Annotated in this window: 17 protein-coding genes and 1 pseudogene; 5 read left to right on the top strand and 13 right to left on the bottom strand. The window is 69.2% G+C overall.

What is annotated here, in order from left to right; translation table 11 throughout:
- Positions 1-8: 8 nt before the first annotated feature.
- The 13 genes and pseudogenes from AB852_RS07090 to AB852_RS07030 form a co-directional block, all read right to left on the bottom strand.
- Complete coding sequence (locus AB852_RS07090; RefSeq protein ID WP_073784602.1) at positions 9-983, bottom strand: ABC transporter ATP-binding protein; 975 nt, start codon at positions 981-983, stop codon at positions 9-11.
- A 13-nt stretch (positions 984-996) separates the two neighbouring features.
- The gene (locus AB852_RS07085; protein WP_073784600.1) at positions 997-1,974 is read right to left on the bottom strand and encodes an ABC transporter permease; all 978 of its coding nucleotides are present in this window, start codon (positions 1,972-1,974) and stop codon (positions 997-999) included.
- Entirely contained in the window at positions 1,967-2,890 is a 924-nt protein-coding gene (locus tag AB852_RS07080; protein WP_073784598.1) for an ABC transporter permease, read from the bottom strand. The genes AB852_RS07085 and AB852_RS07080 overlap by 8 nt, the downstream gene beginning before the upstream one ends.
- A 100-nt stretch (positions 2,891-2,990) precedes the next feature.
- Positions 2,991-4,637 carry a peptide ABC transporter substrate-binding protein gene (locus AB852_RS07075; RefSeq protein ID WP_073784596.1) on the bottom strand — a complete coding sequence of 549 codons (1,647 nt, stop codon included), beginning with the start codon at positions 4,635-4,637 and terminating at the stop codon, positions 2,991-2,993.
- Positions 4,638-5,211: 574 nt separating this feature from the next.
- Positions 5,212-5,910 carry a hypothetical protein gene (locus tag AB852_RS07070; RefSeq protein WP_073784594.1) on the bottom strand — a complete coding sequence of 233 codons (699 nt, stop codon included), beginning with the start codon at positions 5,908-5,910 and terminating at the stop codon, positions 5,212-5,214.
- Positions 5,907-6,440, bottom strand: coding sequence for a SigE family RNA polymerase sigma factor (locus tag AB852_RS07065; protein WP_073784592.1), 534 nt, complete (start codon positions 6,438-6,440; stop codon positions 5,907-5,909). The genes AB852_RS07070 and AB852_RS07065 overlap by 4 nt, the downstream gene beginning before the upstream one ends.
- Before the next feature lie 585 nt (positions 6,441-7,025).
- Positions 7,026-8,189 carry an ABC transporter ATP-binding protein gene (locus AB852_RS07060; protein WP_073784590.1) on the bottom strand — a complete coding sequence of 388 codons (1,164 nt, stop codon included), beginning with the start codon at positions 8,187-8,189 and terminating at the stop codon, positions 7,026-7,028.
- Positions 8,182-9,245, bottom strand: a pseudogene (locus AB852_RS07055) (ABC transporter ATP-binding protein). The gene AB852_RS07060 and the pseudogene AB852_RS07055 overlap by 8 nt, the downstream one beginning before the upstream one ends.
- 11 nt (positions 9,246-9,256) lie before the next feature.
- A complete protein-coding gene (locus tag AB852_RS07050; protein WP_073784588.1) occupies positions 9,257-10,201 on the bottom strand; it encodes an ABC transporter permease in 945 nt (314 codons plus the stop codon).
- A complete protein-coding gene (locus AB852_RS07045; protein ID WP_073784586.1) occupies positions 10,194-11,126 on the bottom strand; it encodes an ABC transporter permease in 933 nt (310 codons plus the stop codon). Before AB852_RS07045 ends, AB852_RS07050 begins: the two co-directional genes overlap by 8 nt.
- A 151-nt stretch (positions 11,127-11,277) precedes the next feature.
- Positions 11,278-12,906 carry a peptide ABC transporter substrate-binding protein gene (locus AB852_RS07040; protein WP_073784583.1) on the bottom strand — a complete coding sequence of 543 codons (1,629 nt, stop codon included), beginning with the start codon at positions 12,904-12,906 and terminating at the stop codon, positions 11,278-11,280.
- An 834-nt stretch (positions 12,907-13,740) separates the two neighbouring features.
- Positions 13,741-15,639 (bottom strand): translational GTPase TypA, encoded by a 1,899-nt coding sequence (typA, locus tag AB852_RS07035; protein WP_073784581.1) that lies wholly within the window; start codon positions 15,637-15,639, stop codon positions 13,741-13,743.
- Between the two features lie 432 nt (positions 15,640-16,071).
- Positions 16,072-18,357, bottom strand: coding sequence for an ABC transporter family substrate-binding protein (locus AB852_RS07030; RefSeq protein ID WP_073784579.1), 2,286 nt, complete (start codon positions 18,355-18,357; stop codon positions 16,072-16,074).
- Between the two features lie 784 nt (positions 18,358-19,141).
- Between AB852_RS07030 and AB852_RS07025 the strand changes: the two genes are divergently transcribed.
- The 5 genes from AB852_RS07025 (at position 19,142) to AB852_RS07005 (ending at position 24,852) form a co-directional block, all read left to right on the top strand.
- Entirely contained in the window at positions 19,142-19,483 is a 342-nt protein-coding gene (locus AB852_RS07025) for a hypothetical protein (protein WP_073784577.1), read from the top strand.
- A gap of 57 nt (positions 19,484-19,540) precedes the next feature.
- Positions 19,541-20,362: a hypothetical protein gene (locus AB852_RS07020; RefSeq protein ID WP_073784575.1), complete on the top strand. Its 822-nt coding sequence runs from the start codon at positions 19,541-19,543 to the stop codon at positions 20,360-20,362.
- A complete protein-coding gene (locus tag AB852_RS07015; protein ID WP_073784573.1) occupies positions 20,362-22,341 on the top strand; it encodes a fumarate reductase/succinate dehydrogenase flavoprotein subunit in 1,980 nt (659 codons plus the stop codon). Before AB852_RS07020 ends, AB852_RS07015 begins: the two co-directional genes overlap by 1 nt.
- Complete coding sequence (locus AB852_RS07010) at positions 22,338-23,123, top strand: succinate dehydrogenase/fumarate reductase iron-sulfur subunit (RefSeq protein ID WP_073784571.1); 786 nt, start codon at positions 22,338-22,340, stop codon at positions 23,121-23,123. Before AB852_RS07015 ends, AB852_RS07010 begins: the two co-directional genes overlap by 4 nt.
- A 610-nt stretch (positions 23,124-23,733) precedes the next feature.
- Positions 23,734-24,852, top strand: a complete 1,119-nt coding sequence (locus tag AB852_RS07005) for a LacI family DNA-binding transcriptional regulator (protein WP_073785580.1) — start codon at positions 23,734-23,736, stop codon at positions 24,850-24,852.
- Positions 24,853-24,856 lie beyond the last annotated feature (4 nt).

Raw genomic sequence — 24,856 nt, 5'->3', positions numbered from 1 at the left:
CGGTGGGGTCAGCCACGGAGCGTCTCCCTCCAGAAGTGGCACGCGCTGCGGCGTTCGGCGGAGACCTCGGCGAGCGGAGGCTCGTCGGTGCGGCAGATGTCCTGGGCCATCGGGCAGCGGGGATGGAAGGCGCAGCCCGACGGGATGTGCATGAGGTTCGGCGGCAGGCCCTTGATGGCGAAGAGCTCCTGGCCCTTCTGGTCGAGGCGCGGGATCGATTCGAGCAGGCCCTTGGTGTAGGGGTGGGCGGGCGCCTTGTAGATGTCGTGGACGGGGGCGGTCTCCACGATCCGGCCCGCGTACATCACCGCGATCCGGTCGGCGACGTCCGCGACGACACCGAGGTCATGGGTGATGAGGATCAGACCCATGTTCAGTTCCCGCTGGAGGTCCGCGAGCAGTTCCATGACCTGGGCCTGGACGGTGACGTCCAGGGCGGTGGTGGGTTCGTCCGCGATGATCAGGTCCGGTTCCAGGGCGAGCGCCATCGCGATCATGATGCGCTGGCGCATACCGCCGGAGAACTGGTGCGGGTACTGGCCGACGCGTTCGGCGGCGGCGGGGATGCGTACCCGTTCCATCAGCTCGACGGCCTGGGCGCGGGCGGCCTTGCGGGACGCGCCCCGGTGGACGCGGAACATCTCGCCGAGCTGGTCGCCGACGGTGAGGACGGGGTTCAGGGACGACAGGGCGTCCTGGAAGATCATCGCCATCTCGGCGCCCCGGACCTTCCGCCGGGCGTCCTCCTTGAGGGTGAGCAGATCGCGGCCCTTGAAGAGGATCTCGCCGCCGGTGATCCGGCCGGGCGGGATGTCGAGGATGCCCATGATCGCCTGCGCGGTCACCGACTTGCCGGAACCGGACTCGCCGAGCACGGCCAGGGTCTCCCCGGCGTCGAGGGAGTACGACACGCCGTTGACGGCCTTGGCGACACCGTCCCTGGTCCGGAACTCCACCTGTAGTTCGCGTACGTCGAGCAGCATCTCGGCCGCCTCCTCAGCGCAGCTTGGGGTCGAGGGCGTCGCGTACGGCGTCGCCGAGCATGATGAACGCGAGCACGGTGACGGCCAGCGCTCCGGCGGGCCACAGCAGCGCGTGCGGGGCGTTGCGGATGTAGGGGGACGCCGAGGAGATGTCGATGCCCCAGGAGACGGTCGGCGGTTTCAGACCGACACCGAGGTAGGACAGCGTGGCCTCCAGCGAGATGTACGTACCGAGGGCGATCGTCGCGACGACGATGACCGGGGCGACGGCGTTGGGCGTGATGTGGCGCAGCAGCATGCGGGAGCTGGACGCGCCGAGCGCGCGGGCGGCCTGGACGTAGTCGTTCTGTTTGGCGGTGATGACCGAGCCGCGGGCGATCCGGGAGATCTGGGGCCAGCCGAGCAGGATCATGAAGCCGATGACGGGCCAGACGGTGTTGCTGGTGACCACCGACAGCAGGACGAGTCCGCCGAGGACGACGGGGATCGCGAAGAACACATCGGTGAGCCGGGACAGCAGCGCGTCCCAGGTGCCGCCGAAGAATCCGGCGAGCCCGCCGAAGAGGGAGCCGAGCAACGCGACCCCGAGCGTGGCGCAGACACCGACGGTGACGGAGGTCCGGGCCCCGTACACGGTACGGGTGTACACATCGCAGCCCTGGCCGTTGAAGCCGAAGGGGTGGCCGGGTTCGGAGCCCTTCTGGGCGTCGGCGAGATTGCAGTCGAGGGGGCTGCCGGTGGTGATGGCGCCGGGCCACAGGGAGATGAAGACCAGGAAGAGGATGACGAAGGCGGAGAGCAGGAAGACCGGGTTGCGGCGCAGATCGTGCCAGGCGTCGGACCACAGGGAGCGTGCCTTGTGCTCGGGTCCGGTGCCCTCGGGCCCGCCGGGGACGCGCTCCAGGCTCGCGCCCTCGGCGGTGGCGAGATCCATGGCCCCGCCCGCGCCGGTCGAGGCGATCGCGCCGTCGTCGGGCAGTTGCTCAGGCATAGCGGATCCTCGGGTCGAGTACGGCGTAGAGCAGGTCGACGAGCAGGTTCGCCACCAGGAAGACCAGCACCAGCACGGTCACGAAGCCGACGACGGTCTGGGTGTTCTGCCGGAGGATGCCCTGGTAGAGCTGGTAGCCGACGCCGTGGATGTTGAAGATGCGCTCGGTGACGATGGCGCCGCCCATCAGTGCCCCGATGTCGGTGCCGATGAAGGTGATCACCGGGATGAGCGAGTTGCGCAGCAGATGCCGGCCGACGACGCGGCGCCGGGGCAGCCCCTTGGCGACGGCGGTACGGACGTAGTCGGCGCGCCGGTTCTCCGCGATGGAGGTCCGGGTCAGCCGGGTGACGTACGCGAGGGAGACCGAGGCGAGGACGAGACCGGGCACGATCAGCTCGTCCAGCGGGGCGCCCGGTGAGACGGACGGCCGGATCCAGCCCCACTCGACGCCGAGGAGCAGTTGCAGCAGCAGTCCGGTGACGAAGGTGGGCACCGAGATCACGACCAGGGTGAGCACGAGGACCCCGGTGTCGACGGGGGCGCCCCGGCGCATCCCGGTGATCACCCCGAGGGTGATGCCGATGACGATCTCGAAGAAGATCGCGACGAGGGTCAGCCGGATGGTCACCGGGAACGCGGACGCCATCAGCTCGGTGACCGGCTGGCCGTTGAAGGCGGTGCCGAAGTCACCGGTGAAGACATTGCCCATATAGGTCAGGTATTGCTGCCACACCGGTTTGTCGAGGCCGAACTCCTTCTCCAGTTGGGCGGCGGTCGACGCGTCGCAGGCCCGCTGTCCGCACAGACCCGCGATGGGGTCGCCCATCACGTTCACCATCAGGAAGATCAGCAGGGTCGCGCCGATGAAGACGGGGATCATCTGGAGCAGACGCCGGATCACATACCGTCCCATGTACCGCTCCGGGGGTCGTGGTTCGCCGGGGGGAGGACCGGGGCCCGGCCCCGCGCGCGAGGCGGGTGCCGGGGCCGGTGGACGGGCCGCCGCGTCGGCGTCAGCCGACCTTGATCTCGTTGTAGACGGGCACGCTGAACTGGTTCAGCGCGACGTTCGAGATCCGCTCCGAGTAGCCCGCGCTGCCGTTCTGGTACCAGAGCGGGATGGCCGCCATGTTGTCCCGGACGACCTCCTCCGCCTGCTGGAACAGCCCCACGGCCTTGGCCTGGTCGGTCTCGGCGTTGGCTTGGTCGACCAGCTTGTCGAAGTCCGGATCGGACCACTTGCCGTCGTTGGAGGAGGCGTTGGTGTAGTAGAGCGGCTGGAGGAAGTTCTGGATGAGCGGATAGTCCATCTGCCAGCCCGCGCGGAACGGGCCGGACATCTTGGACTGGGTGATCTGGCTGCGGAAGTCCGCGAAGGTGCCGATCGGGTTGCCGACACACGCCTCGCTGTTGCCGAGCGCGTTGTTGATGGAGTTGCAGACGGCGTCCACCCACTCCTTGTGGGAGCCGGTGTCGGCGTTGTACGAGATCTTCACCTGTCCGCCGGGCAGACCGCCGCCCTCGTCGATCAGCTTCTTGGCCGCGTCCGGGTCGTAGTCGCAGGAGTCACCGCACAGCCCTCCCTTGAAGCCGCCGTCCTCGCCGAGCACCGGGGAGGTCCAGTCGGTGGCGGGGGTGCGGGTCTGGTGGAAGATCGTGTCGGTGATCTGCTTGCGGTCGATCCCCCGGGACAGCCCCTGGCGGACCTTCAGGACCTTCTCGTCCGACCACGCCTTGTCGTAGAACGGGAAGGCGAGGGTCTGGATGATCCCGGCGGGGGTGTTGATGTAGCGGTCGCCGAGGTCCGCCTTGACGTTCCCCAGCTGGGCCGCCGGGATGTCGTCGACCAGATCGAGGTTGCCGGCGATCAGATCGGTGTACGCGGTGTTGTTGTCGGTGTAGACCTTGAGGTCGATCCCGCCGTTCTGCGCCTTGTCGGAGCCCGGGTAGTCGGCCCAGGCCCGCAGCGACATCTGGGAGCCCCTGTTGTACGAGTCGACGGCGTACGGGCCGTTGCCGACGGGCTTGGCGAGCCACGCCTGCCGGTCGTCGAAGAACGTCTGCGGCAGCGGGGCGAACGCGGCGTACCCGAGGGTGTCGGGGAACGTGGAGAACTTCTGGTTCAGCTTCACCGTGAACGTCAGATCGCTCTCGACCTTCAGCCCGGAGAGGGTGTCGGCGCTCTGGCTGCCGGAGTCCGGGTGGACCTTGTCGTAGCCGTCGATGTACCCGAAGAAGTACGCGTTCTTCTGGTTGTTCTTCAGGCTCGCCCCGTAGTTCCAGGCGTTGACGAAGGAGTGCGCGGTGACCGCCTCGCCGTTGCTGAACTTCCAGCCGCCCTTCACCGTGATCTTGAAGTTCTGCGAGTCCGACGTCTCGATCTTCTCCGCGAGCATGTCCTCGGCGGCGCCCGTGTCGGCGTTGTAGCGCTTGAGGCCGCGGAAGATCATGTCGAGGACCTTGCCGCCCTGCACTTCGTTGGTGTTGGCGGGTTCCAACGGGTTCTGCGGGTCCCCCCAGGAGGAACTCACGACCCCGGAGCCGTCGCCGCCGCCGCCACTGCTGCCGCCGCCCCCGCAGGCCGTCGCCGTCGCCGCGAGGGCCACGGCGGTGGCCGCGGTGGCCCTGGCGGCGCGGGTAGCGCGCGTGACTCCACGCATGCGGTGCCTCCTCGGTTCGCTCTCTTCACTTAGGCCCAAATATCGCCTCACTCTCCGCATTGCGCATATTCAGCCCACCCGGGTGGGTGCATGTCGCCTTCGCTCGCGCTGCCCAGGTTTCCTGTGCTGGACGCGCTTGTCCCTGTGCGGGTCGCCTTTGCTCGCGCCCCCTGGGTTTCCTGTGCTGGGCGCACTTGTCCCTGTGCCGTCGCTCGGTGGGTGCGCAGTTCCCCGCGCCCCTGGATGCTGCCCCGATCCGTTGCTCTTCGGGTGCGGGTGCGCCCTCGTCTTTTGCGCGGTTCCCCGCGCCCCTGGGTTTCCTGTGCTGGACGTACTCGTCCCTGTGCCGTCGCTCGTGGGGTGCGCAGTTCCCCGCGCCCCTGGGAGGTGCCCCGATCCGTTGCTCTTCGGGTGCGGGTGCGCCCTCGTCTTTTGCGCAGTTCCCCGCGCCCCTGGGAGGTGCCCCGGCCCGTGGTTCTTCGGGTGCGGGACGGTTCTCGCTTTCGCGCGGTTCCCCGCGCTCCATTGGGGTGCCCGCTTCGGGGCGATCGTCGGCTTCGGGTCTGTCCACTGGTCACTTGGGGGTGGGGGGGCGGGTTTCTGCGAGGTAGATCCAGTTGGTGGCGTGTTCGAGCATGACGTTCACCTTGCGGCCCTTGGCGTCCACGCCTGTGTAGCCGTCGGACGCGGACCGGCCCTTGTAGCCCGCCGCCTCACCCGAGCCCGCCTTCGTCAGGCCGCAGGCCGTCAGGGCCTTCTGGATTCTGGTGAAGTCCGCCCTGGCGTCAGCCGGGTCCTCGAACTCCGCGTACCGCTGCATGGCGGTGGCGCCGCCCTTGCCCACGTGCTCCGAGCTGTACCCGTGGTTGCCGCGGTCGATGCCCGGGCCGCTGTCCGCGCCCCGGCACCTCAGATCGAGGGACAGCTCCGTGATGTTATCCGGCGATGTCCACATGCCCGCACGGGTCTTCCACTGGGCGCGGTCGGCGTCCGGCAGGACATCCGGCTCCAGCAGCATGACGTCGTCGTCCACGCGGTACGGGGTCGAAGGCCGGCCGTCCGTCGATATCACGCTGGGCGAGCTCGCCGGACGGGACTCTCCGGGGCCGCTCTCCGGTACGACGGACCAGGCGATGACCCCGGCGGCCACCGCCACCGCCGCTCCGGCGCCCGCCAGGCGGCGCCCCCGGCGGCGGGCGGCCCTCGCCCTCAGCTCGGCCCCGCTCGGCATCAGCGTCACCGTGTCGTCCAGCAGTTCCTCGACCTCGTTCATCGGATCGCCCCTTTGCCACTCAGTTCGCCGCGAAATGCCTTGTCGTTCTCCGTGAGGCGCTCGCCGAGCACCTTGCGGGCCCGGCTCAGCCGGGTCCGCACCGCGCCGTTCGACGCGCCCGTCTCCCGGGCGACCTGCTCCACCGGCAGGTCCAGCAGATGGTGCAGGACCACCACCTGGCGCTGGTCCGGGGTCAGCTGCCGCAAAGCCGCCATCAGTGCGACCCGGTCCGCGGACAGCTCCGGTACGTCCCGCTGCGGGCCGTGCCGGAAGTGGGCGCGCATCCTGCCCTTCGTCCGGCGCCAGGTGCTGATCGCGAGGCGCAGGGCCACGCGGCGCACCCAGGGGAGGGGGTCACCCTCCCGAGTGAGTTTGGGCCAGCGCTGCCATGCCCTCACGAACGCTTCCTGTACCGCGTCCTCCGCCTCCGCAAGATCGCCTGTCGTCGCGTACACCGTCGCGACCAGGCGCTTGGCGGTGGCGCTGTAGAACGCGTCGAAATCCTCCGATGCGGTGGTGATCGTCGCCATCGTCCCCCCGTTCTGACCTGGGTCGGTCCGTCCTTCCTGCCATAAGCACGCTTGGGGGACCCCGGACGTTACAGATCACTTCCGCCGTCACACCCCGGAGGTTCCCTGTGCTGAACCCACTTGTCCCCGCACAGGTCGCTCGTAGGTTGCGCAGTTCCCCGCGCCCCTGAACCTGAAGGGGCACCCCTCTCCTCGCGCAGTCGCGCTGCTGCCGAAGGGGGTGGGCGGGAATCTCTCCCCGCAGACTCCGACGCTCTTCAGTCGGACCACTGGACGTGTTACCGAGCGCGTTGGAGCGAGGACGGAGAATCCCGACCGGCACCGACCCGAAGAACCAGCCGGACGCGCCCCAAAGGGGCGCGGGGAACTGCGCAAAAGACGAGGGCAGAGCCGCACCCGAAGAACAACACCAGACAGGCAGCGCCCCCAAAGGGGCGCGGGGAACTGCGCGAAGACGAGAACCGGCCCGCGCCCGGACAGCGACAGCACGCGGCAGCACCCGCAAGCGCGAGCGAAGGCGACCCGCGGCCCCCGGGAAACGCGAAAGCGCCCCCTCGGGAGGAGGGGGCGCTTCGGGGAGGGGGATCAGGTCGCGTGGACCACGTCCATCTCCTCGGCGAAATGACACGCGGACTCATGCGCCGCGGGCGAGTCCGACCCCTGGAACCGCTCGGGGATCGCCAGCAACGGCACCTCCTCCGCACACCGCTCCTCCGCCTTCCAGCAGCGGGTACGGAACCGGCAGCCGGACGGCGGGTTCGCCGGTGACGGCACATCCCCGGTGAGGATGATCCGCTCACGGTTCTCGCGGGCCTCGGGGTCCGGGACCGGCACCGCCGACAGCAGCGCCTGGGTGTACGGATGTGTCGGGTGGTCGTAGATCTCCGTGTCCGTACCGATCTCGGCGATCTTGCCGAGGTACATCACCCCGACCCGGTCCGAGATGTGCCGGACGATCGAGAGGTCGTGCGCGATGAACAGGTAGGACAGGTTGAACTCGTCCTGGAGCTTGGCCATCAGGTTGATGACCTGCGCCTGCACGGACACGTCGAGCGCGGAGACCGGCTCGTCGCAGATGATGATCTCGGGGTTCAGCGCGAGGCCGCGGGCGATGCCGATGCGCTGGCGCTGACCGCCGGAGAACTGGTGCGGGTACCGGTTGATGTACTCCGGGTTGAGCCCCACCACGTCCAGGAGTTCCTGCACCTTGCGGCGCCGGTCGCCCTTGGGCGCCACCTCGGGGTGGATGTCGTACGGCTCACCGATGATGTCGCCGACCGTCATCCGGGGGTTCAGCGAGGTGTACGGGTCCTGGAACACCATCTGGATGTTGCGGCGCACCGCCTTCAGCGCGCGCCCCGACAGCCGGGTGATGTCCTGGCCCTTGTAGAAGACCTCACCGGCGGTGGCCCGCTCCAGGGTCATCAGCAGCTTGGCGACGGTCGACTTGCCGCAGCCGGACTCACCCACGATGCCGAGCGTCTCGCCCTGGTACAGGTCGAAGTCGACACCGTCGACGGCCTTGACCGCGCCGATCTGCTTCTTGAAGAGGATGCCCTGGGTCAGCGGGAAGTGCTTCTTCAGCCCGCGGACCTGGAGGATCGGCTCACCGCGTTCGGCCGGCGCCTCGACCGCGGCGACCGCCTCGGCCTCGGAGTGGGCGTCGACCACGGTCACACCGGAGACGTTCGGCATGACGGCGGCGTCCTGCGGCTCGCCGGACTTCGAGAGCTTCGGGGAGTCAGCCATGGATCGTCTCCTTCCAGAAGTGGCAGGCGGAGCGGCGGCCCGGGAGTGCGGAGCCGTCCCGCTCGGTCACCGCGTGCAGCACGGGGACATCGGTGCGGCACTCGTCCTGCGCCATCACACAGCGCGGGTTGAAGGCGCAGCCGCTCGGGACCCGCAGCAGGTTGGGCGGCAGGCCCTTGATCGCGTCGCGAAGAGCTCCTGGCCCTTCTGATCGAGGCGCGGGATCGATTCGAGCAGGCCCTTGGTGTACGGGTGCGCGGGGCGCTTGTACAGCTCGTGGACCGGCGCGGTCTCGACGATCCGGCCCGCGTACATCACCGCGATCTTGTCGGCGACGTCCGCGACGACACCGAGGTCGTGGGTGATGAGGATCAGGCCCATGTTGTACTCGCGCTGGAGCTCCGCGAGCAGGTCCATGACCTGGGCCTGGACCGTCACGTCGAGGGCCGTGGTCGGCTCGTCCGCGATGATCAGGTCCGGCTCCAGGGCGAGCGCCATCGCGATCATGATGCGCTGGCGCATACCGCCCGAGAACTGGTGGGGGTAGTCGCTGACCCGGGAGGAGGCGGCCGGGATCTTGACCCGGTCCATCAGTTCGATGGACTTGGCCTTGGCCGCCTTCTTGGACATTCCCTGGTGGACCCGGAACATCTCGCCGAGCTGGTAGCCGACGCTGAGGACCGGGTTGAGCGAGGACAGGGCGTCCTGGAAGATCATGGCGATCTTCTGGCCGCGGATCTTGCGCCGCTCCTCGCCGGACATGGTGAGCATGTCCTGGCCGCGGTAGAGGATCTGGCCCTGCGGGATCTTCGCCGGCGGCATGTCGAGGATGCCCATGACCGCCTGCGCGGTCACCGACTTGCCCGAGCCGGACTCACCGAGCACGGCCAGGGTCTCGCCCGCGTCGACGCTGTAGTTGACGCCGTTGACGGCCTTGACCACTCCGTCACGGGTGTGGAACTCGACGTGCAGGTCACGGACGTCCAGCAGGGGTCCGCCCTGTTCGGCGGCGTCCCGGGGACCCGGGACCGGTGCGGTCTTCTCGATGGTGGTCACGTACGCCTCCCTCAGCGTGTCTTCGGGTCAAGGGCGTTGCGGACGGCCTCACCGAGCATGATGAACGACAGCACCGTGATGCTGAGCAGGATCGACGGGTACAGCATGATGTGCTGCGCCACACGGATCTGGTTGCCGCCCGTGGAGATGTCGTTGCCCCATGACACGCCGCTCAGGCCGAGGCCCAGGTAGGACAGCGTGGCCTCCGCCGAGATGTAGACACCCAGCGAGATGGTGGCGACGACGATCACGGGCGCGACGGCGTTCGGCAGGATGTGGCGGAAGAGGATCCGCTTGGTGTCCGCGCCGAGCGCCTTGGCGGCCTGGACGTAGTCGGCCTGCTTGATGGTGATCACCGAACCGCGCATGACGCGCGCGGTCTGCGTCCAGCCCAGGAAGGCCAGCGCGCCGATGACGATCGGGACGGTGCGGTCCGTGAACGAGTTCAGGACGACCATCGCGCCGAGCAGGAACGGGATACCGAAGAAGATGTCGGTCAGTCGCGACAGGATCGAGTCGATGATCCCGCCGTAGTAACCGGCGAGCATGCCCATGATCCCGCCGAGCAGGGTCACCAGCACGGTGGTGCCGATGCCGACCATGACGGAGGCACGAGTGCCGTAGATGGCACGGGCATAGACGCTGCGGCCCTGACCGTCATACCCGAGCCATTCCGGTGCGAAGAAGTGCCCGAGCTCGGGCTTCCTCAGGAAGTTGTTCTGGAGGTCGCCGACGATCGGGTCGGCGCTGGTGAACAGGCCGGGGAAGGCCGTGATCGCCAGCAGAAGGGCGATCATCACCGTGGAGACGATGAAGATGGGGTTGCGTCGCAGATCGATCCAGGCGTCGCCCCAGAGGCTGCGTGCCTTCTCCGCCTTCGGCTGCGGTGCCTGTTCCACCGTGGGAACGGATTCCTGCACGGCGGCGTCGGCGGCGGTCTTTGTCAGATCAGGCATAGCGAATCCTCGGGTCCAGGACCGCGTACAGCAGGTCGACGATCAGGCTGGCGGCGAGGTAGATGAGGACCAGGACGGTCACCAGGCCGACCAGGGTCGTGCCCTCGCGGCGCTGGATGGAGTCGAAGATCGTGCCGCCCACGCCCTGGATGTTGAACAGGCCCTCGGTGATGACCGCGCCGCCCATCAGGGCGCCGATGTCGGTGCCGAGGAAGGTGACCACGGGGATCAGCGAGTTGCGCATCAGGTGCACACCCACCACCCGGCGCTTGGGCAGGCCCTTGGCGACGGCGGTGCGGATGTAGTCGGCGCGCAGGTTCTCCGCGACGGAGGTACGGGTCAGACGCCCCACATAGGCCAGGGAGACCGCGGCCAGCACGATGGCCGGCATCAGTAGTTCGCCCATGTTCATGGAGTCGTTGACGTTCGGCTCCAGCCAGCCGAGCTGGAAGGCGAACACCGTCTTGAAGATGAAGCCGAGGACGAACACCGGGACCGAGATCAGCAGCAGCGAGAAGAGCAGGATCAGGGTGTCGGCGAGCTTTCCGGCCTTCATACCGGCGATGACGCCGAGACCGATACCGAGGATCACCTCGATGGTGAACGCGATGGCGGCGAGCCGCACCGTCACCGGGAACGCCTCGCCCAGGATCTCGGTCACCGGCCGCCCGCTGGCGACCTGCGTACCGAAGTCGGCGTGCAGGACCATGTCCTTCATGTAATTGAAGTACTGCACGAGGATCGGCTGGTCGAAGCCGTACTCACGTCTCAGCGCGGCGATCGTCGCTTCGCTGCCGCCCTTGTCACCGAAGAGCCCGCGCACGGGGTCACCGGGCAGGGCGTAGACCATGAGGAAGATCAGCAGGGTCGTCCCGATGAAAACCGGGATCATCTGGAGCAGTCGTCGTGCGACATAACGCCCCATCGTGCCTCCATGTCAGTCACAGCGGCAGCCGTCAGGCCCCTTCCTCGCGAACCTGCTGAGTTCGCGGGGAAAGGGCCCCCCGGCCGCCCGTCCGTCCCACGACGGGACCGGCCGCGTGGGCCGGTCCCGTGGGGTCACGGGCTGTTTGCGGTTACTTCTTGACCTGGACGTCCGTCAGAACGGGGTCGCCCTTCTGGTTGTACTTGACGTCGCTGACGTTCTCGGAGTAACCAGCGTTGACCTTGTAGTACCAGAGCGGGATGCTCGGCATGTACTCGGGAAGCTTCTTCTCCAGCTCCTGGTACAGCTTCGTGGACTCCTCCAGCGACTTGGCGCCGTCGGCGGCCTTGATCAGAGCGTCGATCTCCTTGTTGGAGAAGCCGCTCTGGTTGCCGTCGGAGCTCGTCCCGAACAGGTCCCGGATGAAGTTGGCGTTCATCGGGAAGTCCAGGTTCCAGCCACTGCGGTACAGGGACTTGACCTGCTCGGCGGCGCGCGCCTGGAGGTCGGCCTGGAAGTCCGGCTTGGAGTCACCGGTGCACGCGACACCGGTCGCCTGGGTGATCGAGCCGCAGACGGCCTCGACCCACTCCTTGTGACCGCCGTCCGCGTTGAACTGGATGGTGATCTTGTTGCCCGGGACGCCGCCACCCTCCTTGATGAGGGCCTTGGCCTTCGCGGGGTCGAACTTGACGGCGTCGCCGGCGGCGTTCTCCTGGTAGCCGAGGACACCCTGGGCGACCCAGCCGGTCGCGGGCTCGCGAGTGCCCTGGAGGACCGTCTTGGTGATGGTCTCCCGGTCGATCGCCATCGACAGGCCCTTGACGACCTTGGGGTCGATGTCCTTGAACTGGTCGGTGTAGAACGCGGGAGCGATCGTCTGGATCGCCGAGTTCGAACCGTCGACCGCGCGGTCACCGAGGTCCTGCTTGTAGACCGGCAGGTCCTTCGGGGCGATCTGACGCAGGACGTCGACGTTGCCCGACTTCAGGTCCTCGTAGGCCGTCTCCAGGTTGGTGTAGTTCTTGAAGAGCACACCACCGTTCTTGGCCTTGTCAGGACCGGTGTACGCGTCGTAGCGCGCCACCTCGATCTGCTTCTTGTGCTGCCAGTTCACGAACTTGTACGGGCCGTTGCCGACGGGCTTCTGGCCCGCCTTCGCGGGGTCCGCGTAGAAGGACTCGGGAAGCGGCGAGAAGACCTCGTAGCCCAGCTTGTACACGTAGTACGGGATGGGGGTGGACAGCTCGATCGTGAAGGAGGTCTCGTCGACGACCTTCAGACCGGACAGCTCGGTGGCCTTGGGGGCGCCCTTGGTGGGCGAGACCTCGGCGTAACCCTTGATGTCGGAGAACCAGAAGCTGTTCTTCTGCTTGTTCTTCGGGTTCGCGGCCCAGTTCCACGCCTTGACGTACGACTCGGCGGTGACGGGGGTGCCGTCGTGGAACTTCCAGCCGGCCTTCAGCTTGACCGTGTAGGTCTTGTTGTCCTTGGTCTCCACCGACTCGGCGTTGACCATCTCGATGTTGCCCTTGGCGTCGTAGTTCACGAGCTGTGAGAACAGCGCGCGAGTGACGATGCTGCCGTTGGACTCCATGGTGTTGGCCGGCTGAAGCGGGTTCTCCGGCTCGCCCACCTCTACGGAGAACTTGGCGTTCGGGTCGACCGCACCCTTGTTGCCGCTGTCCTTGCCGCCGCTCTCGCCGCCGCCACAGGCGGTTGCACCCAGCGCCACAACCGCTGCTATGGCGACCCACTTGGCGCTCTTGGCACCGCGCATGGGTTTTCCTCCTCATGAGTCCACTTGGTTCACTGCGAATGAGGGCACTTCCGATCACGCCGACACCCCTGACGGCGACGATCGGGTACCCAAGTGTGCTCGTGAGTCGGCGCTCCCCACAGCGCGTGACCCATTGACCCGAGCTCTACGCGGTCAACTATTAGCCATGGACTACGGCCCGACCACACTCTTTTGGTCTCGGTTAGATCACACCTGATGTGTACTTCTCCCAAAATCCGGACAAACCGATCCGATATAGATGGCCGCGAAACGGACGTGTTACATATCTATCGGTCAACGGTGTCCGCATTTCGGACAACATCGGGAGGAAAAGCGGTTGCGTAGCCGGGCGTAAGGTGAGATAAGCAACAATCACCCGAACAGGAGGGGAGCGGTGCGGACGTGGCGCCCCGGTCCCCGCGCGTAGAACGCTACCCCGCAGGGGTCTTCCCCTAACACACCGGTACGGCCTGTCGACCGCCGCCATGCCGGTCGGATGTCCAACTCGCCCCGTATCCGGCCCGGTTGCGCCTCCCGCTCCTGACCCGTCGGTCAGCGGGACCCGGCTTCCGTACGACCGCGCCGCGAGCCGTCACCCGTCCCGGATCTGTCATATCCCGGGGCGGCCCGGCCCAGCGGCCCTGATCATCGCCGCGGCGGCCGTCCCGGTCACACTCCGTCACCGTCGGCGCGATCGGCGTGCGTCGGCGGCCGTGCGGTCGGAGCGCGCCCCGGGAGACCCGCCGCCGTCACCGTGCGTGCCGTCGTGCGGGCATGTGACGGCCCCCCGGCCGAAGGGCCGGGGGGCCGCGTCACGATGCGAGGGAGAAACGATCAGCCGTGCTTGGCGCGGCTCGCGGCCCGCGCGCGCTCACGCCCGTCCAGGTTCACCTTGCGGATACGCACCGCCTCGGGAGTCACCTCGACGCACTCGTCGTCGCGGCAGAACTCCAGGGACTGCTCGAGCGACAGCTTGCGCGGCGGCACGATCGACTCGGAGACGTCCGCGTTGGACGACCGCATGTTCGTGAGCTTCTTCTCCTTGGTGATGTTCACGTCCATGTCGTCCATCCGGGAGTTCTCCCCGACGATCATGCCCTCGTACACCTCCGTACCGGGCTCGATGAAGAGGACACCGCGCTCCTGGAGGTTGGTCATCGCGAACGCGGTGACCGCGCCGGCGCGGTCCGCCACCAGGGAGCCGTTGTTCCGGGTCTTCAGCTCGCCGAACCACGGCTCGTGGCCCTCGTGGATGGAGTGCGCGATACCCGTACCGCGCGTCCCGGTCAGGAACTCCGTACGGAAGCCGATCAGACCGCGGGACGGGACGATGAACTCCATGCGCACCCAGCCGGAGCCGTGGTTCGACATGTTGTCCATCCGGCCCTTGCGGGTGCCCATGAGCTGCGTGACCGCGCCCATGTGCTCCTCGGGCACGTCGATCGTGATCCGCTCGATCGGCTCGTGGACCTTGCCGTCGACCTCCTTGGTGACGACCTGCGGCTTGCCGATGGTCAGCTCGAAGCCTTCCCGGCGCATGGTCTCCACCAGGATCGCCAGCGCCAGCTCGCCGCGGCCCTGGACCTCCCAGGTGTCGGGACGCTCGGTGGGCAGGACGCGCAGGCTGACGTTACCGACCAGCTCGCGCTCCAGGCGGTCCTTGACCAGCCGCGCGGTGACCTTGCGGTCCTTGACCACGGCGGTCGACGCGCCCTTGCCGGTCGCGCCCCGGCCGACCAGCGGCGAGTTGTTGGTACCGATGGTCATCGAGATCGCGGGCTCGTCCACCGTGATCAGCGGCAGCGCCACCGGGTTCTCGGGGTCCGCGAGGGTCTCGCCGATCATGATGTCGGGGATACCGGCGACGGCGCAGATGTCGCCGGGACCGGCGACCTCGGCGGGCTTGCGGGTCAGCGCCTCCGTCATCAGCAGCTCGCTGATCCGGACGTTCGACACGGTGCCGTCACGCTTGATCCACGCGACGGTCTGGCCCTTGCGCAGCTCGCCCTGCTCGACCCGGAGCAGCGCGATACGGCCGAGGAAGTTGTCGGCGTCCAGGTTGGTGACATGCGCCTGGAGCGGGGCCTGCTCGTCGTACGAGGGGGCCGGGATGGTGTCCAGGATCGTGGAGAAGAACGGCTCCAGGCTGGTGCTGTCGGGCGGGACCGTGCCGTTCTCCGGCTTGGTCAGCGAGGCGATGCCGTCCCGCGCGCAGGCGTAGACGATCGGGAACTCGATCTGGTCCTCGTCGGCGTCGAGGTCCAGGAAGAGGTCGTACGTCTCGTTGACGACCTCGTCGATACGGGAGTCCGGGCGGTCCGTCTTGTTGATGCAGAGGATCACGGGGAGCTTCGCGGTCAGCGCCTTGCGCAGCACGAACCGGGTCTGCGGGAGGGGGCCCTCCGACGCGTCCACCAGCAGGACGACGCCGTCGACCATCGACAGACCGCGCTCGACCTCGCCGCCGAAGTCGGCGTGGCCGGGGGTGTCGATGATGTTGATGGTGATCGGGTCGCCACCGGCCTTGGGGTGGTACTTCACGGCCGTGTTCTTGGCGAGGATCGTGATCCCCTTCTCACGCTCCAGGTCGTTCGAGTCCATGACCCGGTCGTCGACATGCTGGTGCGCGGCGAAAGCTCCCGCCTGCTTGAGCATGGCGTCGACGAGTGTGGTCTTGCCGTGGTCGACGTGGGCGACGATGGCGACGTTGCGGATGTCGTGGCGCGTGGCCATATTGCGGCGCTTCTCCCGGGGTGAGTGGACGGCTGCTCGTACGACTGCTGTACGGCGCCATGCCGGGCTGGACACGCCACGGCCTCACCCCATCGTACGGGGCCCCGCGGGGGGTGGCCTCCGCGGGTCGTGGGGGACGGCGGCCACGCAGCCCGCGGGGCGGGGAGGCGGATCTGGGGGGAATCCGCTGGTCCGGGTGATTTCCGGGGGTCAATGGGGGGTGGTTCGACAGTGCAGGGCCCGTGCGGGGGGCGGCAAGGGATTTGAGGGAGTTCTGAGGGTTCTGGTGCGGACGGCCGAGGCCCCGCGCCGGTGTTCGTGCTCCGGGCGGGGCCTGGGCCGGGGGTCGCTGTTCGGCCAGGTCACGGGCCGGTGGGGGCCTGGCCCGGTCGGGTCATGGACCGGGGGCCGGTCGGGGAACGGCCGGAGGCGCTACTTCCGGCCGGGGGACTTGGCGAGGCCGATGTTCTGGTAGATCGGGGTCTCGAAGCCGAAGGCGCCCGCGTTGACGACGTTCTTACGGACGGCGACGAGCTCGGGGCGCTGGTAGAGCGGGATCGAGCCGGCCGCCGCCCAGATACGGGCGTCGGCCTGGCGCACCAGGTCCCGCGACCGCTTCTCGTCCAGCTCGCTCGACGCCTGGTCGAGCAGCTGGTCGATGTGGTCGGTGCCGACCCGGGTGTAGTTCTGCTCCACGTTGAGCGAGCCGTCGGCGGCGGGCACGGGCTTGGCGTAGATGGGCCGGGCGTCCGTCGCGGGATAGGCGGTTCCCGGCCATGAGTAGAGGGCCAGGTCGTACTGCCCGGAGGCGATGTGGTCCTTGAAGTAGCTGTCGTCCGCGACCTTCGTGGTCTCGGTGCGGATGCCGATCCGCTCCAGCATCCGGGAGATCCGCTCCCCCACGGCCCGCAGGGCCTCGGAGCCGGGTCCGGAGGGCAGGACGAACCGCAGGGTCAGCGGCTTGCCGTCCTTGGCGAGCGGTCCGGCCGCGGCCTCGGCGGGGGACGCGCCGGCGCTGGGGTCCCGGGGTGCGGCGGTGCCCTTGGGCGCGTAGGCGCCGGGGGCGCCGCCCTGCCCGATCCGCTGGGGTCCGTCCTGGCGGCGGGCCTGCTCGCCGTCCTCCCCGGCGGCCGGGGCGAACAGGGCCGCCTGACGCGCGACGGCGGTCCGCTGGGCCGCGGCGGCGGGCGCGGGGAGCGACACGGGGAGGTCGCCGGGCTTGGGGTCGTCCCGGCCCACGATGTACGCGCCGTCGGAGCCGTCCTGGCCTGATCCCGATGCCTTGTCCGGGTCGGCCCCGGCCTTCTTCGCGTCGTCCTCCGCCTTCTCCTTGGCGTCCTTGGCGTCCTTGGTGCCCTTGACCGGGCCGCCGGGGACCCAGCCCGCGTCCGCGAGCAGGGCCCGGGCCTCGGCGGTGTCCTGCTTGCCGAGCGCGCCGCTGCTGTCGGTGTAGGCGGGCTGTCCGGCGAGCGCGAGATGGCTGCCGACGGGCTTCGCGGGCAGCCCGAGCGGCGACAGGACGACGGACGCGAGCTCGGCGCGGTCCAGCGCGCGGGCCACCGCGCGGCGGACCCGTTCGTCGGACAGGGGACCGGTGGAGCCGTTGAGGGCCAGCTGGGTGTAGGCGGGTTCCAGTGACTTGCGGACGGTGAGGTCGCGCAGTCCGGCCTGCTCGTCGGCGTACTTCTCGACGGCCTTGCGGGTACGGGCCCGGGCGAGCTGCTCCGCCTCGGCCGCCTCCTCGTCCTCACCGTGGGCGAGGGCCCAGGAACGCAGGGCCTGGCCGGGGGTGATCGCCGCGCCGGGGCCGTGGGCGAGCGGGCCGGAGGTGCCCCGGTCGCGGGCGGCGAGGGCGATCCGGCGGGCCTCACCGGGATCGACCTCGGCCAGGTCGACCTTGCCCGCGGCGAGCGCGGCGGCCCGCTTGTCGCGGGGGACGGCCCGCAGGACGAGCTTGTCGAGTTTGGCGGGGCCACCCCACCAGCGGGCGCTGCGCTGGAGGGTGGCCTCGCCCGCCTTGGTGTCGAACTTCTGCACGGCGAAGGGGCCCGCGGACACCTTCAGCTTGCCGCGCGCCCCGTCGTTGAAGCTGTCGGGCGTGCCCATCACGTCCTTGGGGTACAGCGGGGTGAACAGCGCGCGCCAGTCGGCGAAGGGCTTGGCGAAGGTGACCCGTACCTCCAGGTTGTTCGCGCCCCGGTCGATACGTTCGATGCGTTCGTAGCCCGCGTTGCGGGCCGTCCAGTACGCGGTGTCCTTGCCGGACAGGGCGCGCCACTGGGCGGCGAAGTCGTCGGCGCCGATCTCCCGGCCGTCGCTCCACACCGCCTGCTGGTTGAGCTTGTAGAGGACGACCTGGCGCGGTTCGGTCTCGACGACCTCGGCGGACTCCAGGAAGTCGGGGTCGCGCTGGGGGCGGCCCTGGGCGTCGAGACGGAACATCGCGGGCAGGGTGGCCTGGGCCACCCGGGTGGTGGCGGCGTCGGCGTCGGCCTGGAAGGCGTTGAGGGTCTCGGGGAGGGCGTCCACGGCCCAGGTGAGCGTGGCCCCGTCGGCGACCTTGTCGCGGGGGGTGAGGGCGATGTCCTGGGCGGCGGCGGGTGCCGAGGCCCGGTCGTCCGAGCTGCACGCCGTGAGGACCGGGAGCGTGAGGGCGCCCGCCGTCAGGAAGGCGACCGAGCGCATCACCGCGCGCGTGCTGAGGCCGTCGTGGGACATCCGTGTACCTCCGGGGTCGCCCGGCCCCCGGGGGTACGGCGCCTCCCGGCAGGGGTCGGTGTGATCACGTTCAGTGCGGGTGGACTGGTCGCGTCGGTGTGATTTGGCGCTGATCACATGTATGGCCGACGGCTCCACGGAACCCGAAGCGGCGCGCGCCCCGGCCACGACACGGCGACACCCGCCGGAACCTCACCCGCGCGGCGCAACGGAACCGCCGGTGCGGCGGGCGCCGTGGCGGCGGAGGCGGTGTCCTGGGGCCGGGGGCACCCCCACCGGCCCCCGGGAGGACCCCACCCCCGCCAGGCCCGCACAGGACAAGTACGCCCACCCGGACAGACCTCAGCGGCGCGAGGAACCGCGCACCCACCGAGCGACGGCGCAGGAACAAGCACTCCAGCCGGGGACGGCCTGAGGGGCGCGGGGAACCGCGCACCCACGAACGACCCGCACAGGGCCAAGTGCATCCACCGGTGGACCCCACGGCCGCGAGCGAGGGCGACCCGCACCGGGACAGTCACGGCCGGAGGGCGGACCCGGGGGCGCCGACCGAGGACCGACCGGAGGCGAACCGGTCAGCCACGCGAGGACCACCGAACCGCGCCGAAGGCGTTCCGCGGGTCCCCCACCTGCGCACGAACAGCCCCATCCGCACCGTGCAACCCACAAGTACCGGCCAGTGTCAAGAAAGCGCGGCCGGTGTCTTCCCAACCCGTGATGTGACACGGAACACTCACAGTCGCATGAACGTTGCCGCCCGCGACTGCGGAAGAGAGGGCAAATCATGTCAGTTCAGGATGACTTGACGGCTGTACAGCGCTGCATCGACGACCTCACACGGACCGTGGGACAGCTCACGGACCGGATCGGCCGGGAAGCACTGGAGGTCAGACGGGTCCGGACCGACGCCGCCCATCTGCGCGAGAGCGTGGAACTCCTCCGGGAGCTCATGACCGCGGGCGGCGGACCAGTCACCAGGGGCGGTGTCCCTCAGCACCGCGCCGTACCACCCCGTCCGGCCGACCGGCCGGACATCGTACGGATTCCCGACACCCCGTACGACAGCTCGCTGTGGACGGACTCGGACGACGAGGGACTCGGCGCCCGGGCCCGTCAAGCCCCCTGAGCCACCGCCGGCCCGGGGGCGATTCGAGTCCGAGTCCCGACCCGAGTGGAGTCCTCGTTGGCCACTGGCACGGAACCCCCCATCCAGCGCGGTGGTGTCCGCACGGGCACCCGCGCCGCGATCGGCGCAGCGCATCTGCGGACCGATCGCTGGTGGCTCGCGCCCGCCGGAACAGCGGCCGGGCTGCTCGCCTTCATCGTCTACTCGACCTGGCGCGCGTTCGCGAACACCGACTACTACGCAGCCCCGTACGTGTCCCCGTTCTACTCCCCCTGCCTCGCCGAGAACTGCGCGCCGATGCGCGACGGGCCCAATCTGGAGATCATCGGCAGCTGGTGGGGACTGTCCCCCGCCCTGATCATCCTGGTCTTCCCGCTGGGCTTCCGGCTGACCTGCTACTACTACCGCAAGGCGTACTACCGCGGCTTCTGGGCGTCGCCGCCCGCCTGCGCGGTGGCCGAGCCGCACAAGAAGTACTCGGGTGAGACGCGCTTCCCGCTCATCCTCCAGAACCTGCACCGGTACTTCTTCTACGCGGCGCTGCTGGTCGCCGTGATCCTCACGTACGACACCGTCCTCACGTTCCGCGACGAGCACTACGCGTGGGGCCATATGGGCCTCGGTTCGCTGGTGTTCCTCGTCAACGTCGCGCTGATCTGGGCGTACACGCTGTCCTGTCACTCCTGCCGCCATATCGTCGGCGGCCGGCTGAAGCACTTCTCGAAGCACCCGGTGCGCTACCGGCTGTGGGGCTGGGTCGGCAGACTCAACGCCCGTCATATGCAGCTCGCATGGGCGTCCCTGGTGAGTGTGGGACTCGCCGACTTCTATGTGTATCTCCTGGCCAGTGGTGCTTTTGACGATCCGAGGTTGTTCTGATGGTTCAGGTGGAACGGCAGCAGTGGGACGTCGTCGTCGTCGGCGCCGGTGGCGCCGGGCTGCGGGCGGCGATCGAGGCCCGTGAACAGGGGCTGCGCACCGCGGTGATCTGCAAGTCGCTGTTCGGCAAGGCGCACACGGTCATGGCCGAGGGCGGTATCGCCGCGGCGATGGGCAATGTGAACTCCGGCGACAACTGGAAGGTCCACTTCCGGGACACGATGCGCGGCGGGAAGTTCCTCAACCAGTGGCGGATGGCGGAGCTGCACGCCCAGGAGGCCCCTGACCGGGTATGGGAACTGGAGACCTGGGGCGCGCTCTTCGACCGGACCCGGGACGGCCGGATCTCCCAGCGGAACTTCGGCGGCCACGAGTACCCGAGGCTCGCCCATGTCGGCGACCGTACGGGCCTTGAGCTGATCCGCACCCTCCAGCAGAAGATCGTCTCCCTCCAGCAGCACGCGGCGCTGGAGTCCGGCGACCACGAGTGCTGTCTGAAGGTCTACCAGGAGTGCACGGTCACCCGGGTGCTGAAGGGCCCGGACGGCAAGGTCGCGGGGGTCTTCTGCTACGAGCGGGAGACCGGGCGGTTCTTCGTGATCGAGGCACCGGCGGTGATCATCGCGACCGGCGGGATCGGCAAGTCCTTCAAGGTCACCTCGAACTCATGGGAGTACACGGGCGACGGGCACGCGCTCGCGCTGCTCGCGGGGGCTCCGCTGCTGAACATGGAGTTCGTGCAGTTCCATCCGACGGGCATGGTCTGGCCGCCGTCGGTGAAGGGCATCCTCGTCACGGAGTCGGTCCGCGGGGACGGCGGGGTGCTGCGCAACTCCGAGGGCAAACGGTTCATGTTCGACTACATCCCGGACGTCTTCAAGGAGAAGTACGCGCAGACGGAGGCGGAGGGCGACCGCTGGTACGAGGACCCGGACCACAACCGCCGGCCACCTGAGCTCCTCCCCCGGGACGAGGTGGCCCGGGCGATCAACTCCGAGGTCAAGGCGGGCCGGGGCTCCCCGCACGGCGGGGTCTTCCTCGATGTGTCCACCCGGATGCCCGCGGAGGCCATCCGGCGGCGGCTGCCGTCCATGTACCACCAGTTCAAGGAGCTGGCGGACGTCGACATCACGGCCGAGCCGATGGAGGTCGGCCCGACCTGTCACTACGTGATGGGCGGGATCGCCGTCGAGTCGGACACGGCCGCGGCCCGGGGCGTGCCGGGACTGTTCGCCGCGGGTGAGGTCGCGGGCGGGATGCACGGCTCCAACCGCCTCGGCGGCAACTCCCTCTCCGACCTGCTGGTCTTCGGCCGCCGCGCGGGGCTGCACGCGGCGCGGTACGCGGCCCGCTTCAAGGACGAACGCCCGGTCGCGGACGAGGCCCAGATCAGCGCGGCGGTGGAGGAGGCCCTGCGCCCCTTCGGCGCGGGGGAGGCGTCGGGTGCGTCCGGTACGACCCGCGCGGCCGGTACGACCGGCAGGCCGGGTGCGGCCGGGCCGGAGAACCCGTACACGCTGCACCAGGAGCTCCAGCAGACGATGAACGACCTGGTCGGCATCATCCGGCGCGAGGGCGAGATGGCCGACGCGCTGGAGCGGCTGGCGGATCTGCGGGTCCGGGCCCGCGACGTGGTCGTGGAGGGGCACCGGCAGTTCAACCCGGGCTGGCACCTCGCGCTCGACCTGCGGAACATGCTGCTGGTCAGCGAGTGCGTGGCGCGGGCCGCCCTCGAACGCACCGAGAGCCGGGGCGGCCACACCCGCGAGGACCGTCCCGGGATGGACCGCGCCTGGCGGAACGTGAACCTGCTGTGCGCCCTCACCGACCCGTCCGGGGCGGAGCAGACCGGCGATCCGCGCCGTCCCCGGATCGAGCTGTCCCGGGTGGAGACGGAACCCATCCGCCCCGACCTGCTGGCCCTCTTCGACAAGGAGGAGCTGGTCAAGTACCTCGCCGAAGAGGAGCTGTACGAGTGACGACCACCGCATCCACCAGTTATGAGGCGCTCTTCCGGGTCTGGCGGGGGGACACCGGCGGCGGTGAGCTCACCGACTTCCGGGTGGAGGTGAACGAGGGCGAGGTGGTCCTGGACATCATCCACCGGCTCCAGGCCACCCAGGCCCCCGACCTCGCGGTCCGCTGGAACTGCAAGGCGGGCAAGTGCGGGTCGTGCAGCGCCGAGATCAACGGACGGCCGCGGCTGCTGTGCATGACCCGGATGTCGGTCTTCTCCCGTACGGAGACGATCACGGTGACCCCGCTGCGGGCGTTCCCCGTGGTCCGGGACCTGGTGACCGACGTGGGGTTCAACTACACCAAGGCCCGGGAGATCCCGTCGTTCGTGCCGCCCCCGGACCTGGCCCCCGGTGAGTACCGGATGCTCCAGGAGGACGTCGACCGGTCGCAGGAGTTCCGCAAGTGCATCGAGTGCTTCCTGTGCCAGGACACCTGCCATGTGGTCCGCGACCACGAGGAGAACAAGACGGCGTTCGCCGGTCCGCGGTTCCTGATGCGGGTCGCCGAGCTGGACATGCATCCCCTGGACGCGGCCGACTCCGCCGGTCTCGACCGCAAGGCCACCGCGCAGGACGAGCACGGGCTCGGTTACTGCAACATCACCAAGTGCTGCACGGAGGTCTGCCCGGAGGGCATCAAGATCACGGACAATGCGCTGATCCCGCTGAAGGAACGGGCAGCGGATCGTAAGTACGATCCGCTGGTGTGGTTGGGGAACAAGATCCGGCGGCGGGGGGAATAGGGGGCGGGTCGCCTTCGCTTGCGCTTTTCAGGTCTGTCCGGCTGGGCGAACTTCGTTCCTGTGCCGTCGCTCGGTGGGTGCGCAGTTCCCCGCGCCCCTTTGGGGCGCGTTCTGTCGGTTCTTCGGGTCGGTGCCGGTCGGGATTCTCCGTCCTCGCTCCAACGCGCTCGGTCGGACGTCCCCCTTGTCCTGCTGAAGAGCATCGGAGTCTGCGGGCAGAGATTCCCGCCCACCCCCTCCCGCAGCCATGCGACTGCGCGGGGAGGGGGGGTGCCCCTTCAGGGGCGCGGGGAACTGCGCAAAAGACGAGGGCGACCCACACCCGACGGACAAACCCGAAGGGGCAGCATCCAGGGGCGCGGGGAACTGCGCGAAACCACCGAGCGACGGCACAGGAAACAAGTGCGCCCAGCACAAGAAACCCAGGGGCGCGGGGAACCGCGCACCCACGAACGACCTGTGCGGGAGCAAGGGCGCCCACCCGGGCAGACCTCGGAAGCGCGAGCGAAGGCGGGCCACCTTGCCCGACAGGGGCCGCCCGCCTAGGGTGAATGCGCTTACAAAGCGCGTGTACTGCGCATTCGGTTCGAACAGGCAGGCGGTCGGTCGGGTGAGCACAGTCCCCACGGTGTACGACGTCGCGGAGCGCTCGGGTGTCTCCATCGCGACGGTGTCACGGGTGTACCGCAACCCGGACTCCGTACGGCAGCAGACCCGGGACCGGGTGCTCGCCGCCGCCCGCGAACTGGGCTACGTACCGAGCGGGAACGCCCGGGGGCTGGCGAGCCGGTCGACCGGCGTCCTCGGACTCTGCTTCCCGGACTCCTCCGACCCCGACACCGAGTCGGAGGCGGGGGAATCGGACGACGACGACGCCGCGATGCTGTACTCGGACCAGATCATCCGCGGGATGGAACGCGCCGCCCGGCGCCACGGCTACGCGCTGCTGATCGCCGCCTCGCTCAAGGTCGGGCCGGAGAGCCTGGTCGCCAAGGTCGCGGGCCGGGTGGACGGCTTCGCCGTACTGGCGCGGACCGTGCCCACCGAGGACCTGGAGGTCATGTCCCGGCGGCTGCCGGTCGTGATGCTCGCCGGTCCCCGTGAGTCCGAGCAGCTCGATCATCTCGACCACATCGAGGTCGCCAACGAGTACGGCGAGCGCGAGCTCACCCGGCACCTCCTGGCCGATCACGGACTGAGCCGGCTCGCGTTCATCGGCAGCGCCGAGGACTCCCCGGACGTCGCGGCCCGCTTCCGGGGCTACCGTGCGGCATGCGCGGCGGCGGGGGTCCCCGTGGGGGACGTACCCGATCTGCGGGCGCCGACGATGACCCAGGCGGAGGGCGCACGGGCCGCCGACGCGCTGCTCGACCGCGCCGCCGCCGAAGGCACGCCCCCACCGCAGGGCATGCTCTTCGCCAACGACCAGATGGCCGTCGGCGCGCTGCACGCTCTGGAACGCCGGGGCGTGCGGGTCCCGGACGACATCGCCGTGACCGGTTTCGACGGCATCCCGCTGAGCCGTCTCGTCCGCCCCGCCCTCACCACAGTCCGCCAGCCGATGCGGCGGATGGGCGAGGCCGCCGTCGAGCTGCTCGTCCAGCGGCTGGCCGGACGGAACGGGACGGGGACGGGCGCCGGGAGCGATCTGACGGTGCGGCCCGGGGTACCGGTGTCGCTGATGCTTCCCGTGTCGGTGGCCCGCCGGGCGAGCTGCGGCTGCGGCTGACCCG

It is taken from the genome of Streptomyces uncialis, from assembly GCF_001905345.1.
In the GTDB taxonomy this organism is placed as follows: Bacteria; Actinomycetota; Actinomycetes; order Streptomycetales; family Streptomycetaceae; genus Streptomyces; species Streptomyces uncialis.
The sequence above is the reverse complement of the archived record's forward strand: the minus strand, read 5'-3'. Positions and strand labels throughout refer to the sequence as shown.